General features: G+C 61.2%; 9 protein-coding genes. All 9 read right to left on the bottom strand.

The annotated features are described in order from the left end of the window. Positions 1-9 precede the first annotated feature (9 nt). A complete protein-coding gene (locus tag AAF563_07300; protein MEM7121062.1) occupies positions 10-1164 on the bottom strand; it encodes an efflux RND transporter periplasmic adaptor subunit in 1155 nt (384 codons plus the stop codon). A gap of 10 nt (positions 1165-1174) precedes the next feature. Next, positions 1175-2758 carry an efflux transporter outer membrane subunit gene (locus tag AAF563_07295; GenBank protein ID MEM7121061.1) on the bottom strand — a complete coding sequence of 528 codons (1584 nt, stop codon included), beginning with the start codon at positions 2756-2758 and terminating at the stop codon, positions 1175-1177. A gap of 186 nt (positions 2759-2944) precedes the next feature. After that, positions 2945-5497, bottom strand: coding sequence for a PAS-domain containing protein (locus AAF563_07290; protein MEM7121060.1), 2553 nt, complete (start codon positions 5495-5497; stop codon positions 2945-2947). Positions 5498-5517: 20 nt separating this feature from the next. After that, positions 5518-7287, bottom strand: a complete 1770-nt coding sequence (locus tag AAF563_07285; GenBank protein MEM7121059.1) for an adenylate/guanylate cyclase domain-containing protein — start codon at positions 7285-7287, stop codon at positions 5518-5520. 51 nt (positions 7288-7338) lie between these two features. Then, positions 7339-8937: a bifunctional aspartate transaminase/aspartate 4-decarboxylase gene (locus AAF563_07280; GenBank protein MEM7121058.1), complete on the bottom strand. Its 1599-nt coding sequence runs from the start codon at positions 8935-8937 to the stop codon at positions 7339-7341. Between the two features lie 46 nt (positions 8938-8983). After that, positions 8984-10693, bottom strand: coding sequence for an aspartate-alanine antiporter (aspT, locus tag AAF563_07275; GenBank protein ID MEM7121057.1), 1710 nt, complete (start codon positions 10691-10693; stop codon positions 8984-8986). Between the two features lie 77 nt (positions 10694-10770). After that, positions 10771-12276, bottom strand: a complete 1506-nt coding sequence (locus AAF563_07270) for a glycosyltransferase family 39 protein (GenBank protein ID MEM7121056.1) — start codon at positions 12274-12276, stop codon at positions 10771-10773. A gap of 41 nt (positions 12277-12317) precedes the next feature. Then, positions 12318-13025, bottom strand: coding sequence for a glutathione S-transferase N-terminal domain-containing protein (locus AAF563_07265; GenBank protein ID MEM7121055.1), 708 nt, complete (start codon positions 13023-13025; stop codon positions 12318-12320). A 94-nt stretch (positions 13026-13119) separates the two neighbouring features. Beyond that, the coding region (locus tag AAF563_07260) for an ABC transporter permease (GenBank protein ID MEM7121054.1) at positions 13120-13626 on the bottom strand (507 nt) is incomplete at its 5' end.

Here is a 13626-nt window from a genome sequence, read left to right as displayed (position 1 = left end):
CTCGGTGACCTATTGGGTTTCGCTTGTGGCCGACGTGGCCTGTTGCTCCTGCGGCGCGACCTTTGCACCGACCTTGGCATTGACCAAGCCGTTGACGACCACGCGGTCATCCGCGCTAATGCCACTGGTGATCGCACGCAAACTGCCTTCCAGGGGCCCGGTCTCGACGGCCTTTCGCTGCACCACGTCATCGCTGCTGACAACCAGCACGAACCGACCCTGCTGATCCTCGCCGACTGCTAGATTGGGCACCATAAGTGTGGGCTTCGGTTGGCTGATCGGGATACGCACACGCACGAAAAGGCCAGGGAACAACAAGCGGTCATAGTTGGGGAACACGCCGCGCATCTGGATCGTGCCTGTTGAGGCGTCGACCGTGCTGCTGACGAAGTCCAGTGTTCCCTCGTGGGGGTAACCGGTTTCGTTGCTCAGACCAATATAGACGGGCGCAAAGCCGACGCCGGGAATCACCTCGTCGGTTTCCTGTCGCACCATCTCGCGGACCCTCAGAGCATCGCGTTCATTCAAGTTGAAATTGACATAGATCGGCTGCAGGCGATCCAAGGTGGCGATCACAGTGGGACTGCCGGAAGCGCCCACGAGATTGCCCGGATCGACCAGACGCGGTCCGATCCGCCCGCTAAACGGCGCACTGACAATGGTGTAGCCCAGATTGATCTCCGACAACCGCACCTGGGCCGCCGCCTGATCGCGCTGGGACTGCGCGTTCTCAAGTGATGCAACGGAGGTAGCGTTTTCGGCCAGCATCGCACGCTGACGCTCAAGCTCCTGCTCGGCGCTTCGATAGGCCGCCAGGTTAAGCAACAGGTTCTGCTCGTACTGATCGGGCTCGATCGTGAACAGCAACTGCCCTTCCTCAACGAACGAACCGTCTTCGAAGTAAACCTGCTCAAGATACCCCTCGACACGCGCGACAAGATCGACCGACTGCGATGCGGCGACGGTGCCGGTGAAGGTAATGGCATCGGCGATGTCCATGGTCGTCGGGTAAGCCACCGTGACCTTGGGCAGGTCCTGTTGGCTTTGCGACTGATCCTGAGCCGCCAACGGCAACGACATCAGCCAGATACCGGCGCCGGCGATGAGCAGAACCAAGAGGCTCTTCATCCACAAACCCGAATGTTTGGCGTTACGACTGATCATCAGCCCTACCCTACTCAACGTCACTTGACTGAAGATTGGGATCGTTCACCTCGTCAATCATGCCACCCCAATCCGTTCGCTGCTCCATCTCATCAACCACGCCTTGCGATACAAAACCTGTCGCCTCGCGCACCTGCCAGCCGCCCCCAAGCGCGCGGTAGATGGCGACGACACTCAGTAGCTCATTGCCTCTCGCCACGACCAACGAGTCTTCGACCGCCAATTGGGCATCCGCGGCATTCAGCACCGTCGTGTAGTCGGTCTCGCCCGATTTGTACTGGACCATCGACAGTTCCGTCGACCTGCCGGCCGCACCGACTGCCTCGGCCAAGACGGCTGCGGCATCCTTCGACGTCGATAACGAGGCCAAACCCTCTTCCACTTCCTGCTGCGCGGTCAAAACAACGTTTTGATAGTTCAGGACCGATTGCTGGAACGCGGCATCTTGAACCCTGACCTGATTGATCAGCCGGCCGTAGTTGAAGATGGGAAACACAAACGACGCGCCCGCGTTCAACGCCCGACTGTCCCAGCGGAAGATATCGGTCAGCGATGAGTTCAAGACATTGCTGGAGCCAAAGCCGAACGAGCCGCCCAGCGAGAACGAAGGATAGAGCGCGGCCTCGGCGACACCGATGGCGGCCGATTGGGCGGCGGCGGCGGCCTCGGCCTCGCGAATATCCGGGCGCCGGCGCAGCAGATCGCGCGGTATCCCAACACCAACCACGTCGGGCACCTGCGGCAATCGTTCGACTGGCGCCAGATACGCATCGATCGCATTGGGAGTGACGCCCAACTGGACAGCCAAGGCGTACTTAGCCTGGGCCAGGCTGTTCTCGAACTCCGGAATTTGCGCCTGGGTCTGCGCCAGCTGCGTCTCTGCTTGTAGGACGTCGAGCTGGCTCGTCTCGCCATACTTGAAACGAACCTCGGCGATTCTCAGGTTCTCTTCCTGGGTCACCACGTTGGACCAGGCGACCACAAGTCGCTCCTGAAGCACGCGTATGTTGATGTAGGAGTTCGCGACGTCGGCGGTCAGCGACACCAGGGCGTCGTCGTAAGCCGCGATCGACGACTCAAGCGCTGCCTGATCGGACTCGATGGCGCGCCTGAACTTGCCCCAGAAATCGATCTCCCAGGCCACCTGGAGCGCGACCTGGTCGATTGCCAGGTTCTGTTCGGGGAAGTTGAACCGCCGGAACGTATCGTCATCCAGACGGGCATACTCCACCTTGCCGCGGATTTCCTGCTGCTGGGGATAGATCTGCCCTTGCGCGATACCAAGCTGCGCGCGCGCCTGCAACACGGCGACGCCCGCGGCCTGCAGGGTCGGGTTGTTGCTTTGCGCAACTTCGATCAACTGGGTCAGAACCGGATCGTTGAACGTCGTCCACCACCGCGGATCGGGGTCCGCTCCCTGCCCCACCACCAACGGCGCCGGCTCGGTCCACTCCGCTTCGACCGCCGCCTGTGGCTCGACAAAGTCGGGGCCCACCGGTGCGCACGCGGCGAGTACGGCACCCGCTGCCAATACCGCCAACAGGCAGCGCCCAAGCGCACGCCGGACGGCAACGATCACGTGGCTATCTGTCACGATGTCACCACCGAACGCGCCGACATGCGCCGTCGGAGCCCGCCAGGTATTGGCTTGGCCGGTATGTCGGCAACGTAAGGAGGCATGCTCGCATAGATCCTGCCGCATCAGTCTTACCGCACAGTGTGCAACAAAGTGTCGCGGTGATCCATAAAACTCAACGATTTGAATATGTTGCTGACGATCTTAAGGATCAGCCAGCAGATCGGCGACGGTGCTGCGGACCTGACCCGGCAGAAAGGGTTTGGTGAGGTAAGGACGCCCGGTCTTGGTCAGAAACGCGTCGGTTGGCTGGCTCAAGAGGTCGCCGGTGACAAAAATCAGACGATCCAGCAGATGGGGCACCCGGCGTTCCATCTCCGCATAGACCGCTTTGCCATCCAGATCGGGCATCCAGAGGTCGCAAATGATGAGGTCATAGTCGCCGGTTTCCAGACGGTCCAACGCCTCGCGGCCATCGGCGGCGCCATCTATCCTTAAATCCAGCGATTGCAGAATATCGCCCAAGAGATCGCGGATATCGGCTTCATCGTCGATGATCAGGACGCGTTTGCCACGGATCGCTTCCGACGGCACATCAGCGATGGGTTCGACACTGCCGGAACCCCACTGGTACGGCAGCTTGACACAGAACCGCGCGCCGCCCTCCGCCGCATCCTCGACACTGATCGTCCCGCCATGGGCGACCACCATGCCATGGCAGACGGCAAGTCCGACGCCGGTGCCAACGCCCGTCGGCTTTGTCGTGAAGAAGGGATCGAAAATGCGTGTCTTGATCGCGTCGGGCACGCCGTTGCCGGAGTCCGAGACCGCCAGCTCAACCGCCTTCGACACCGCGTCGAGCCGAGTCTCAACGGCGATCACCTTGGGATCGTTAGTCTCCTCCATGGCTTGCATGGCGTTGATCAAGAGATTGACGATGACCTGGTTAAGCTGATCGGGATCGCCGACAACATCAGGCAGGCCGGGCGAGAGATTGATGTCGACCCGGATGTTGTTGAGGCTTAACTGATGGCCCATCAGCTCCAGCGCGTGGTCGACAAGCTGGTTGACCTGCACCGGCCGGCGTGACGCCGGTGTGTCGCGCGCCATCGCCAGAAACGTCTTGATAATCCTCGCGCACCGTTCGGCGGCGCCCAGGATTGTGGCCGCCCGCTTACCCAGTTCGGTGTCGGCGGCATCGCTTTCCATCAACGCGGCGTGGCCCAGGACCACCTGAAGTGGATTGTTCAGCTCGTGCGCGACACCGGCGAGAAGCATGCCCAGCGCTGAGAGTTTTTCGCTTTGATAGAGTGCCTCGCGCTGGCGTTCGACCTCTTGTTCGGCGCGCACGCGGTCCGACACGTCCGTATAGGTGACGATGAAGCTGCCATCTCCGAGCCGGTCGCGCCGCGCTTCAATCGTGCGCTCGCCAATCTCCAGCTGGTGGTACTCCTGGCCGCTGACAAAGAAGTAACTCTCGATCCGCTCGGCAACCAGCTCGGCGATGTCCCGCCCTTCCTCGCGTTCTTTGGGATAGAGAAAACCGCGGCGAATGCGGTCCTCGATCAGATCGGCGACGGGCGTGCCCGGTGTGCTGAACTCCAGCGGACAGTCGAGCAGGTCGTGAAAACCCTGATTGGTCAGGATGACCTCAAGATCCGGTGACAGGACCAGCACGCCTTGGGCGACATTCGACAGAACCGCCGAAAGGTGCTTCGTGCGCTCAGCAAGTTCATCGTTCAGCCGCGCCTCTTGGTCTTTAAGCGCGAACTCGACCCGCTTGCGTTCGGTGATGTCGGTACGCACCGACACAAAGCCGCCGGAGTCCAGACGTTGCTCCTTGACCAGGTCCCAGCGCCCGTTCGGCCATGTGTCTTCCGAAAGCGCCAGCTTCGCCCGACGCCTCAAGTTGATGAACTCCTGAATCCAGGTATCGGTGTCCGTCTCGTGAAACGTCGGGTCGGTAACCGCACCTTGCTCGACACTGGTGCGCACCAAATCGACCATGGACTCGCCGACAATGTCGTCTTGGGCCGGCAGATAGGGAAAGACCTCGTGAAAACGCTGGTTGGTCAGCACGACGCGCTCGTCGGCGTCGTACAGCACAAAACTGTCGGAGAGATTGTCGATCGCCTCGCGCAACAGCACCTCGCGCGCGCCGGCCTGCACCAAATCGCTGGCGTCGACCAATGTCATGATGGTGGCATCGGATCCGCCGAAGGAAACCTTGGACTCGCTCACCTCCAACCACCGGGCCTCACCGTTCGCACTGGTGAAGCCGATTGTCTGCGGTGCGAGTGGGCTGCCGTTCTGTGCCGCGATGTGCCGTTCCAGGAGATCAGGCAGTCCGTCAGCGGTCACGAAACGCAACAACGTCGGCTCGTCCACCACTGCCTGGTTCCCCTCCAGGCCGAGCATGGTTCGCGCCGCGCGGTTCATGAACAGCGGGCGGAAGTAGCTGTGAACGACGACGCCGTTGGCAATTGAATCAAGCACCGGCCCGATGGCCGCAACGTCGTCATGGGTGGGTCTGTTGGCTGCGCCAGCCGCTGGATCAATGACAACATTCAACGAACCGACGCCGTCGATCGCCACGATCGCCATTCCGCCGGCTGGTTTTTCCGGCCCCTCGCCGTCTTGCCGATAGGCGTGATTGGCATAGGCGACATCGCCATCGTCCGGCCCGTTCCGAACCGCCACCGGATCGCGACTGTCGTCAAAGACAGCGGCAAACAAGACCTGGAGTGCCTTATCCATGGTTCACGCGCGGCACCATGTCACGCCGGCAACCCAGCAAGACGGTAGCCTTCCAGAACGTGTTCCAACTCGGCGGCGTTGCGGAAGGGTTGGGTTGCCCCCCACTTGGCCGAGGAGAAGTCCGGAAAGGCGCTCATAAAGCGCTCTACAACAGACCGTGCTTCATCCATGCGTCCCAACCGTGCGAGCGCGGCGGCCAGTATGCGCAGCGGCTCGGCAATATCGCGCAGCTTGCTGAGTTCTTCGGCCGCGCCCTCGTAATCGCCCATGCAATAGAGCGCGAACCCCAGGTGCCAAACATACCACTCCGGATAGTGAGGGTTGAGCCGCTTGGCCGTGCGGACACTTTCGACACCTTTTTCGGGCTCGCCGTTAAACGTGTAGGCTTCCTGAATCAGACAAAGCGCGTCGGCTTCGTTGGGGTTCAACTCCAGCGCGCGGTGCAGTGACTGAAGAGCAATCGCGCGCCGGCCGGCATACAGACTGACCATGCCGAGCGCCATATGGGCCAGCGAGTTGTTTGGGCCGGTCTCAATCGCGCGATCCGCGGCCGTGTATCCACGGATCAGGCTCTCCCGTGCGTTCTCCAGGTGATACAGGAAGGAGTCGGTGTAGTAGTAGACGGCGAGCCAAGCATGGGCATCGCAGAGATCGGGGTCAATCGCGATCGCGCGCTCCAATGACTCCTTGGCATCCTCACGTCCCTGGGCGCGCAGAATGTTCTGGCGCCCCCGCACAACCCACTCATAGGCCGACAGGTCATTGGGCCGTACGGCGGGTTGCGGCTGCAGTTTCCCGGTACCCAGCGCCTGCGACAGTGCCTCGGCGATATGGCGAACCACATCGTCCTGCACGGCAAAGATATCTTCGACATTGCGGTCATAGCGTTCGGCCCACAGATGATGCCCGGTCTCGGCCTCGATGAGCTGGGCGGTGATACGAACGCGATCTCCGGCGCGCCGGACGCTGCCCTCGACCAAGTGCCGCACGCCGAGCTCGGTTCCGATCCGCCGCGCGTCGATGGATTGGTTCTTGTAAGCAAAGCTTGAGTGACGCGCGATGACGAAGAGACCGGGAATGTGGGCGAGTTCGGTAATCAGGTCTTCCGTGACGCCATCGCAAAAGTAGGCGTGATCAGCCCCGTCGCTCATATCGTCGAAGGGCAAGACCGCAATCGACAAGGGCGGCCGTTCTTCCGCGTCATCCGCAACATCTCGTCGTTGCCACGTCGCTCGATCGGGGTGCAGCAAGTAGATCTGGACCGGCCGCGAATGGTTCTTCAGCTGCACCATGCCGCCATCGCGAAAGTTCAGATCGGTCTGGTGACCAATCGCGTCGCGAACCCGTTGCGAGACGCACAGGCCGCCGGCGGGTGCTTTCGCCTCCAGCCGCACGGCCACATTGACCCCTTCGCCATAGATATCGCCGGCATCGTTCAGCACGTCGCCCAGGTCGATACCGATGCGATAGGCGAAACTCGTCTCGTCGTGGTTCTCACCGCGCGAGGCTAGAGTTTGTTGTATCGCGTGTGCGCATTCGACCGCATCCAAGACGCTTGCAAAAATGGCCAAGAGCCCGTCACCGGTCGTCTTGAAGACCCGGCCGTTGTGGGTGGCAATCGCAGGCGCGAAGACGTTGTCGCGATGGTTTGAGATCTGTCGATGCGCGGCGCCCGTGTCGCGCTCCATGGCGCCGGAAAAGCCAACCGCATCAAGCGCCAGAATGGCCGCCAGCCCCCTGGAGACATCCCGCGAACGATCGGCAGGCTGATTTGGCGTCGCCTCGGTCATGGATGCAGTCTGCCGCAGCAATCCGGCACTCACAACCGCGGCTGGACGGTCCTATCCGCCCGTCTCCTTCTTGTAGTCCTCATAGTAGCTATCCAGGACTTCGCGGGTAAACCCGCCGATGGCCGCATAGTCAGCCTCGGTCAGGTTGGCGAGCGAAACACGGGCTGACGCATCGACGACCTCGAACCCCTTGCCCGGCAACAGGACAACGCCCGTCTTGTCGGCCAGCCGGAACAAGAAGTCCGTACCCTTGTTGCCGTTCGTGAACCAGGCCGCGAAGTCTGACCCATAGAGTTGCCCCGCCAGCTGCTGCAGGTCGATAAGGCTGTAGTAGTCGACCTCGTTGGGGCCGCGCACAGGCTCGATACCGATGTGGAGGCACAGGGTACGATAGCGGTCACGGATCAGGTGTTTGGCCGCGTCCTTGTATCGGTGATCGCGGTCCATCAGCCCGTGCAGCGCAAAGAGACTCATTTGAAGCTGCTGTGGGGTCGAGAGGCCGGCGGTGTGGTTCAGCGCGACGGCACGGCTGTCGGCAACCAGCCGGTCGATGAAGCGAATATCGCGAGGCGTTGTCGTCAAGCTGGAATACCGCGTGTCGAGACCGACCTTCACGTCCTCTGGCAACGCGCCGAGCGCATCATCAAATACGTTGTCATCGTGCAACGCCATCGCACCCAAGCGCCAGCCCGTGGCACCGAAGTACTTCGAGAACGAATAGACCAAAAGCGTATTGCGCGGGCAGACAGCGAACAACGAAACAAAGTCGTCTGCGAAGGTGCCGTAAACATCATCGGTGATGATCATGAGATCATCCCGCTTGTCATCGACAAGGTCGGCCAGCGCCGCGAGTGTCTCATCGGCCATTTTGGTCGACGGCGGGTTGCTGGGATTGACGACACAAAGCACCTTTATCGCCGGGTCCATCAGCTTCTCCAACTCAGAGGTCGGGATCTGCCAATCAGACGCCTCGTCCATGCGCACGTCGATGACCGCCATGTCGTAGTCGGGCAAAGGCGGAATTTCGAGATAGGGCGAGAAAATCGGTGTCCCCAGGGCAATCTTGTCGCCGAGGTGTATCAGACCGTTGACCCTGAGTGTCTGGAACACGTAGGTCATGGCCGCCGTGCCGCCTTCCGTCGCGAACAGTGAAAAACTGCCGCCACGTGGTCGTGATCCATACATTTCCTCAGCCAAGTAGGCCTTCACGATCTTCTCACTGTTCACCAGCATGCGCGGCGGCACCGGGTAGTTGCAGCCTAGGAAAGCGGCGACCATCTCGAGCAGGAATTCGTCGCGGGCAATGCCAAGCTGATCCTTCACGTACGTCATCGCGGCCTGAACAAAACCGACGCCTGGCGCGTCGGCATGGCTCTGGGCATAGATCTCGAAGCGATCGACAATACCGTCGCGTTCGGGCAAACCGCCGAAGCCGCTGTTGAGATAGGCGTAGGAACGCTCGGCCTCGTGCATGGCGAACTCGCCCAGACGCAGGAAGGCGCGGCGCGGCAAGGTCGCCAAGAAGTTCGGGTTGCCGCGCCCCGCGTTCAGCATCATGTGGTCGGCGCTCGACGAGGCGATGTCGATCAGTTTGTCTTTCAGCTCAAACGGGCTGAGGTCCGCCAAACTGCTGAGGTCCTGCTTCGTCATGGGATCTCTCCAATAAATCCTGTGCCCTCGGTTACGCCACTCTTCCTCAAGACGGCGGGTTCACATCGATGATCCCGACGATGATCGGCCCCCACAGTGTCAGGAACACGTTGGCGACGGCGTAGGTGACCGTGAAGGCAACCACAGGCGTCGCGTTGCCCGCCTTGTCGAGCAAAGCGGCAAAACCCGGGTTGGCGCTGCGGCCACCGACCATGCATGCCAGCGCCTCGATCGGGTTGCGGATCCGCAACAGATAGTACGAAATGTAGAACGTGATGATGGTGGGGATGATGGTGACGGCGACGCCGAGCAGGAAAAGCGTGATACCGCTCTGCTGAATCGTGACAAGCGCTTGCGGTCCAGCGGTCAGGCCGACCACCCCGACAAAGACTGCCAGCCCGAAGTCGCGCAGGAAGTTCGAGGCGCCGGTCGGTAATGCCGCGAAGTGTGGGTGCACGCTACGCAACCAGCCAAACAACAGGCCCGACAGCAAACAGCCGCCGCCGGTCCCGATAGTGACGGGTATGCCGGCGATCTTGAACTGAACCAGACCGAGCAGGATGCCAAGCGTCATGCCGACGCCAAAGAAGATGAAGTCGGTTACGGCGGCCGCGGTAATCTTGTAACCGACTTGCGCCTGCAGCCGGTCAAGCGCCTTCGGCCGGCCAGTGAAGGTGAGTTCGTCACCCCGCTTCAGTTCCAGCTTCGGCAACAGCGGCAGTTCCCGTCCCATCCGTCTGACCGCCATCAGGAACGTGCCGCGCCAGGCGTCGTCGTCGACGGAGTCGCGGAAGTCCTGCAGATGGCGGCCCACTAGCTTCCGATTGGTCAGGATGACGTCGCGGTTCTCCTCGACCAGTTGGAAATCGCCTGGCGCGACGACCTCCGGGCCAATGTAGGCGGCGGCCTTTTCAACCTCCGCCACCCTGCCGGTAACGGCCACCGTATCGCCCGCCTGGACGACCGTGTCATCGGCGGCGTCCAGGGTCTTTCCGTCCCGGGTGACGGTCTCGATGACGAGGTCGGGATGGTCCTTGTCGATCGCCAGCGCTGTCTTGCCGGCGGCCTGGTGGTCGGGGGCGACCTCGAAGACCCGCGTGACGACCGAACGCACCGCGTTGAACTGACCGGGCTCCAGCTCCGCCTTGCCGCCCGACATTTCCTTGGCAAGCTTCAGCGCCTCGGCGCGGATGTCCCACTTCATCACTGTCGGGAAGAACCAGGAGACCAAGATGATCGGCCCCAGCGAGCCAAAGATGTAACAGACCGCATAACCAACCGCGACGTTGGTCTCCATTTGCTTGATTAGCTCAGGCGAAACATCAAGCCGGGCGATCGCGTCACCGGCCGTGCCGATAATGGCCGATTGGGTCAGGCCACCGGCCGCCAAACCCGCCGCCATGCCACGATCCAGATCGAACAGCCAGGCGGCGGCAAGCACGGTCAGCAGCCCCATAAAACACATGATGAAGGCAGAGACGAGCTGGTTGAGCGAGCGAAGGTTCAGCGCATGGAAGAACTGGGGACCGCCCTGGTATCCGACGGCATAGATAAAGAGCGCGAAGAAGATCGTCTTGATGGAGCTGTCGATCTTGACGTCAAACTGGCCGATGGCGACGCCGACCAGCAGGGTACCGGCGATACCGCCCAACACGAACCGCCCGACCTTGAACTTGCCGACGAAGTAACCCAGCGCCACGGTCACAAAGAGTGCCGCCAAGGGCGCGGCATCAAAAAACGTGTCGATCAACTCCATGCTCGCGTCACCCCCCATGGCCCGATCCGGATGGACACAGCAGCAGGGCTAGTGCAGTGCAAAACCCAATTCAACAACTATCCGCCGCCCTCACCTTCTCCACTCAACATCTGCTCGGCCCGAGGCGTGGGGCGATAAAGCGCCCACGCCTGACCGGAAAGTCCCCAGGGTCGTGTCACCCACACCAGTTCATAGGCCACCCGTCCGCCTGCGCGATCGACCCACTGCGCCAACGGAAAATCTCCGATCTGGTGGCGGTCTTCCTGCACATACCATGTCAGCGGCATACTCGAGTCGTCGTTGATATAGATCAGGTCATCGCTATGGCCGGCCTTCCGCGCAAAGTATCCGGTCATCATGGCCAGACGATAATCCTGACTGCCACCGACCCTGACCGGGTAGTCGGCATCAGGCACCGCCATCATCTGCGCGACGGCGGTACCGTACGCGCCGCGCCCGTCGTTGAAGAAACTCCGCAGCAACATGACCTGCCCGCCGATGTAAGCCACGACAAGCAATACGGCGAGCCCACGCATCGCATGGCCTCGATTGACCAGCCAACCGAGCAGACGAGCAAACGCCAGAAGCGCGAACAGGGCGGAAAGCAGGAAGTAACGCGGCTGCGGGTAATGCACGAGGTCGGCCAAGATCAGTACCAGCGGAACAACGAAGATGATGGCACTGTCGAACACGAGCCGCGGCGAACGCGGTGCCACGACAATCGCGAACGCCGCCAGCACGACAAAGACAACGAGCGATAAGGCATAGGGAAACGGCATCCCGGTTCCGATGGAGTAACCCGCCAGTGCTCCCGCACTCTCGACAACATCAGTCGGTTCGCTATTGCCGTAGATACCGAACATCAGAAAGTAGAGGGCATAACCAACTGCCACGACACCTGGCGCCAGGAAAAGCGAGACAAGCTGGCCTAAGGGAACACGACGGCCACTGAGACCAACACGTCCGGATGCCAGCGCCATCAAGCCAAGCGCCGCCAATGCCAGCACGAACATCAGGTGCGACAACACACCGACCGTCGCGCAAAGTGCAAACCACAGCCTAGCGGACGGGCTTTCCGTATCGAGCCAGCGTTCCAGTGCCCACAACGCGCCAATCGCCATGGTCAGCATGAGCGCGTAGCCGCGCGCTTCGCCACTGTAGTGTATCAACGGATAACTCATGGCGACCAACATCGCGGCGAAGACGGCCTCAATACCGCTGCGTTGCAGCGCTAGACCAGCCGCCAATACGACAGCGAGCGATCCGGCAACGACCGACAGTGCGCGATAGACGACAGCCGCCGGTTCAGAGCCCGAAATGCCTCGCACGACCGCCATATAGATCGTGTTAACGGGATGCGTGTTGTCGTGACCGGCGAGAACCAGGATCGCAGCGTCATCGCGCGACTGGGCGTACCAGTCGAGGATGTAGAGACTCCAGATTTCGTCGATGGAAAGATCGCCAAGCGCACTCACAACCCTCAGCGCGCAGCCGACCACCAGGATTACGGCAAGAATGACCCATAACGTCAGACCTTGCCCTCTTGCCGCCTGATCAGGCGAAACCGTCGATGGTGTCGTCACGCGATCATCCCTTATGAGCGACGTGAGAGGTCAGCCTTTGGTTACTTCTGCTCGCGTTGGCGTTGGCCGAAGGAGGTCTCCCAGCTTTCCTTGGTAAAGCCGTCCACGATGTCCTCAAGCTTGTTCATGTCTTTGCCGACAGCCGGGCGCTCACTGATCTCGGCGAACCAGCGTTTGACGTTTGGGAAGTTGTCGATGTCCTGGTTCTGGCGCTTGTAGAGCCGGCACCACGGGAAGATCGCCATGTCGGCGATCGTGTAATCGTCCGCGGCGACGTATTTGTGCTCGCTCAACTGCTTGTCGAGCACGCCATAAAGGCGCGAGGCTTCGTTGGTGTAGCGCTCTTGCGCATAGGGCAACACGACGGCGCCGTCAGGGCGCATCGGTGCATAGGCATTGAAGTGATGGGCCTGGCCCAGCATCGGGCCGAAGCCGCCCATCTGCCAGAACAGCCATTGCAACGTGTCCCAACGCTTGCGCGGTTCCTCGAGCAGGAACTGGCCGGTCTTCTCGGCGAGATAGAGCAGAATGGCACCCGACTCGAAGACAGCCATGGGTTTGCCATCGGGGCCATCTGTATCCAGGATCGCCGGTATCTTGTTGTTGGGGCTGACTTTCAGGAACGCCGGATCGAACTGGTCGCCCTTGTCGATGTCGATCCAGGTCTCGCGATACTCGAGACCGGTCTCCTCCAGCATAATGTGGATCTTCTGGCCGTTCGGCGTCGCCGCCGTATAGAGGTCGATCATGGTGCAGGGTTCCTCGTCTGGACATGCAGCGGCGCGGGTCGCAGCAACTTAATCGCCTGCGAACCGCCCGCCAATCACTATGCCATGCAACCCGCTAACGCCCCCTGAGCCTGGGATCGAGGGCGTCGCGCAGCCCGTCGCCGATGTAGTTGACGCTGAGCACCGTGAGCGAGATGGCTAGTCCGGGCCAGATCACGCGTTCCGGTGTGATCGTCATGAAGTTGGCACCGTCAAACAGCAGCCGGCCCCAGGTCGGGAAGTCCGGCGGGAAACCGAGACCCAGAAACGACAGCGCGGACTCTGTGATGATCGCGTTGGCGACACCCAGCGTCGCCGAAACCATGATCGGGCTCAGCACGTTGGGCAGGATATGCCGGGAAATGATGCGCCGGTTCCGCGTGCCGATGCTGCGCGCGGCCAAGACGAACTCCTGCTGTTTGATGGCCAGGACATCGCCCCTGACGATGCGCGCGGTTTGCATCCAACTGGTGATGCCGATAACCGCCACCATCAAGATAAAGATGCCGGTCTCCGGCCCGAAACTGGTGCGCAAGGTGTCGCGGAACAACAGAATGATGACGAGCAGCAGCGGCAGGATCGG

Source organism: Pseudomonadota bacterium (assembly GCA_039028155.1).
In the GTDB taxonomy this organism is placed as follows: Bacteria; Pseudomonadota; Alphaproteobacteria; order SP197; family SP197; genus JANQGO01.
Note: the sequence above shows the minus strand (reverse complement) of the source record. Positions and strands in the feature narration are given on the sequence as shown.

Excerpts from the sequence above, each read along its gene's own strand:
- AAF563_07300 (MEM7121062.1), bottom strand. The coding sequence starts at position 1,164 with ATGATCAGTCGTAACGCCAAACATTCGGGTTTGTGGATGAAGAGCCTC.
- AAF563_07290 (MEM7121060.1), bottom strand. The coding sequence starts at position 5,497 with ATGGATAAGGCACTCCAGGTCTTGTTTGCCGCTGTCTTTGACGACAGT.
- AAF563_07285 (MEM7121059.1), bottom strand. The coding sequence starts at position 7,287 with ATGACCGAGGCGACGCCAAATCAGCCTGCCGATCGTTCGCGGGATGTC.
- AAF563_07280 (MEM7121058.1), bottom strand. The coding sequence starts at position 8,937 with ATGACGAAGCAGGACCTCAGCAGTTTGGCGGACCTCAGCCCGTTTGAG.
- aspT (MEM7121057.1), bottom strand. The coding sequence starts at position 10,693 with ATGGAGTTGATCGACACGTTTTTTGATGCCGCGCCCTTGGCGGCACTC.
- AAF563_07265 (MEM7121055.1), bottom strand. The coding sequence starts at position 13,025 with ATGATCGACCTCTATACGGCGGCGACGCCGAACGGCCAGAAGATCCAC.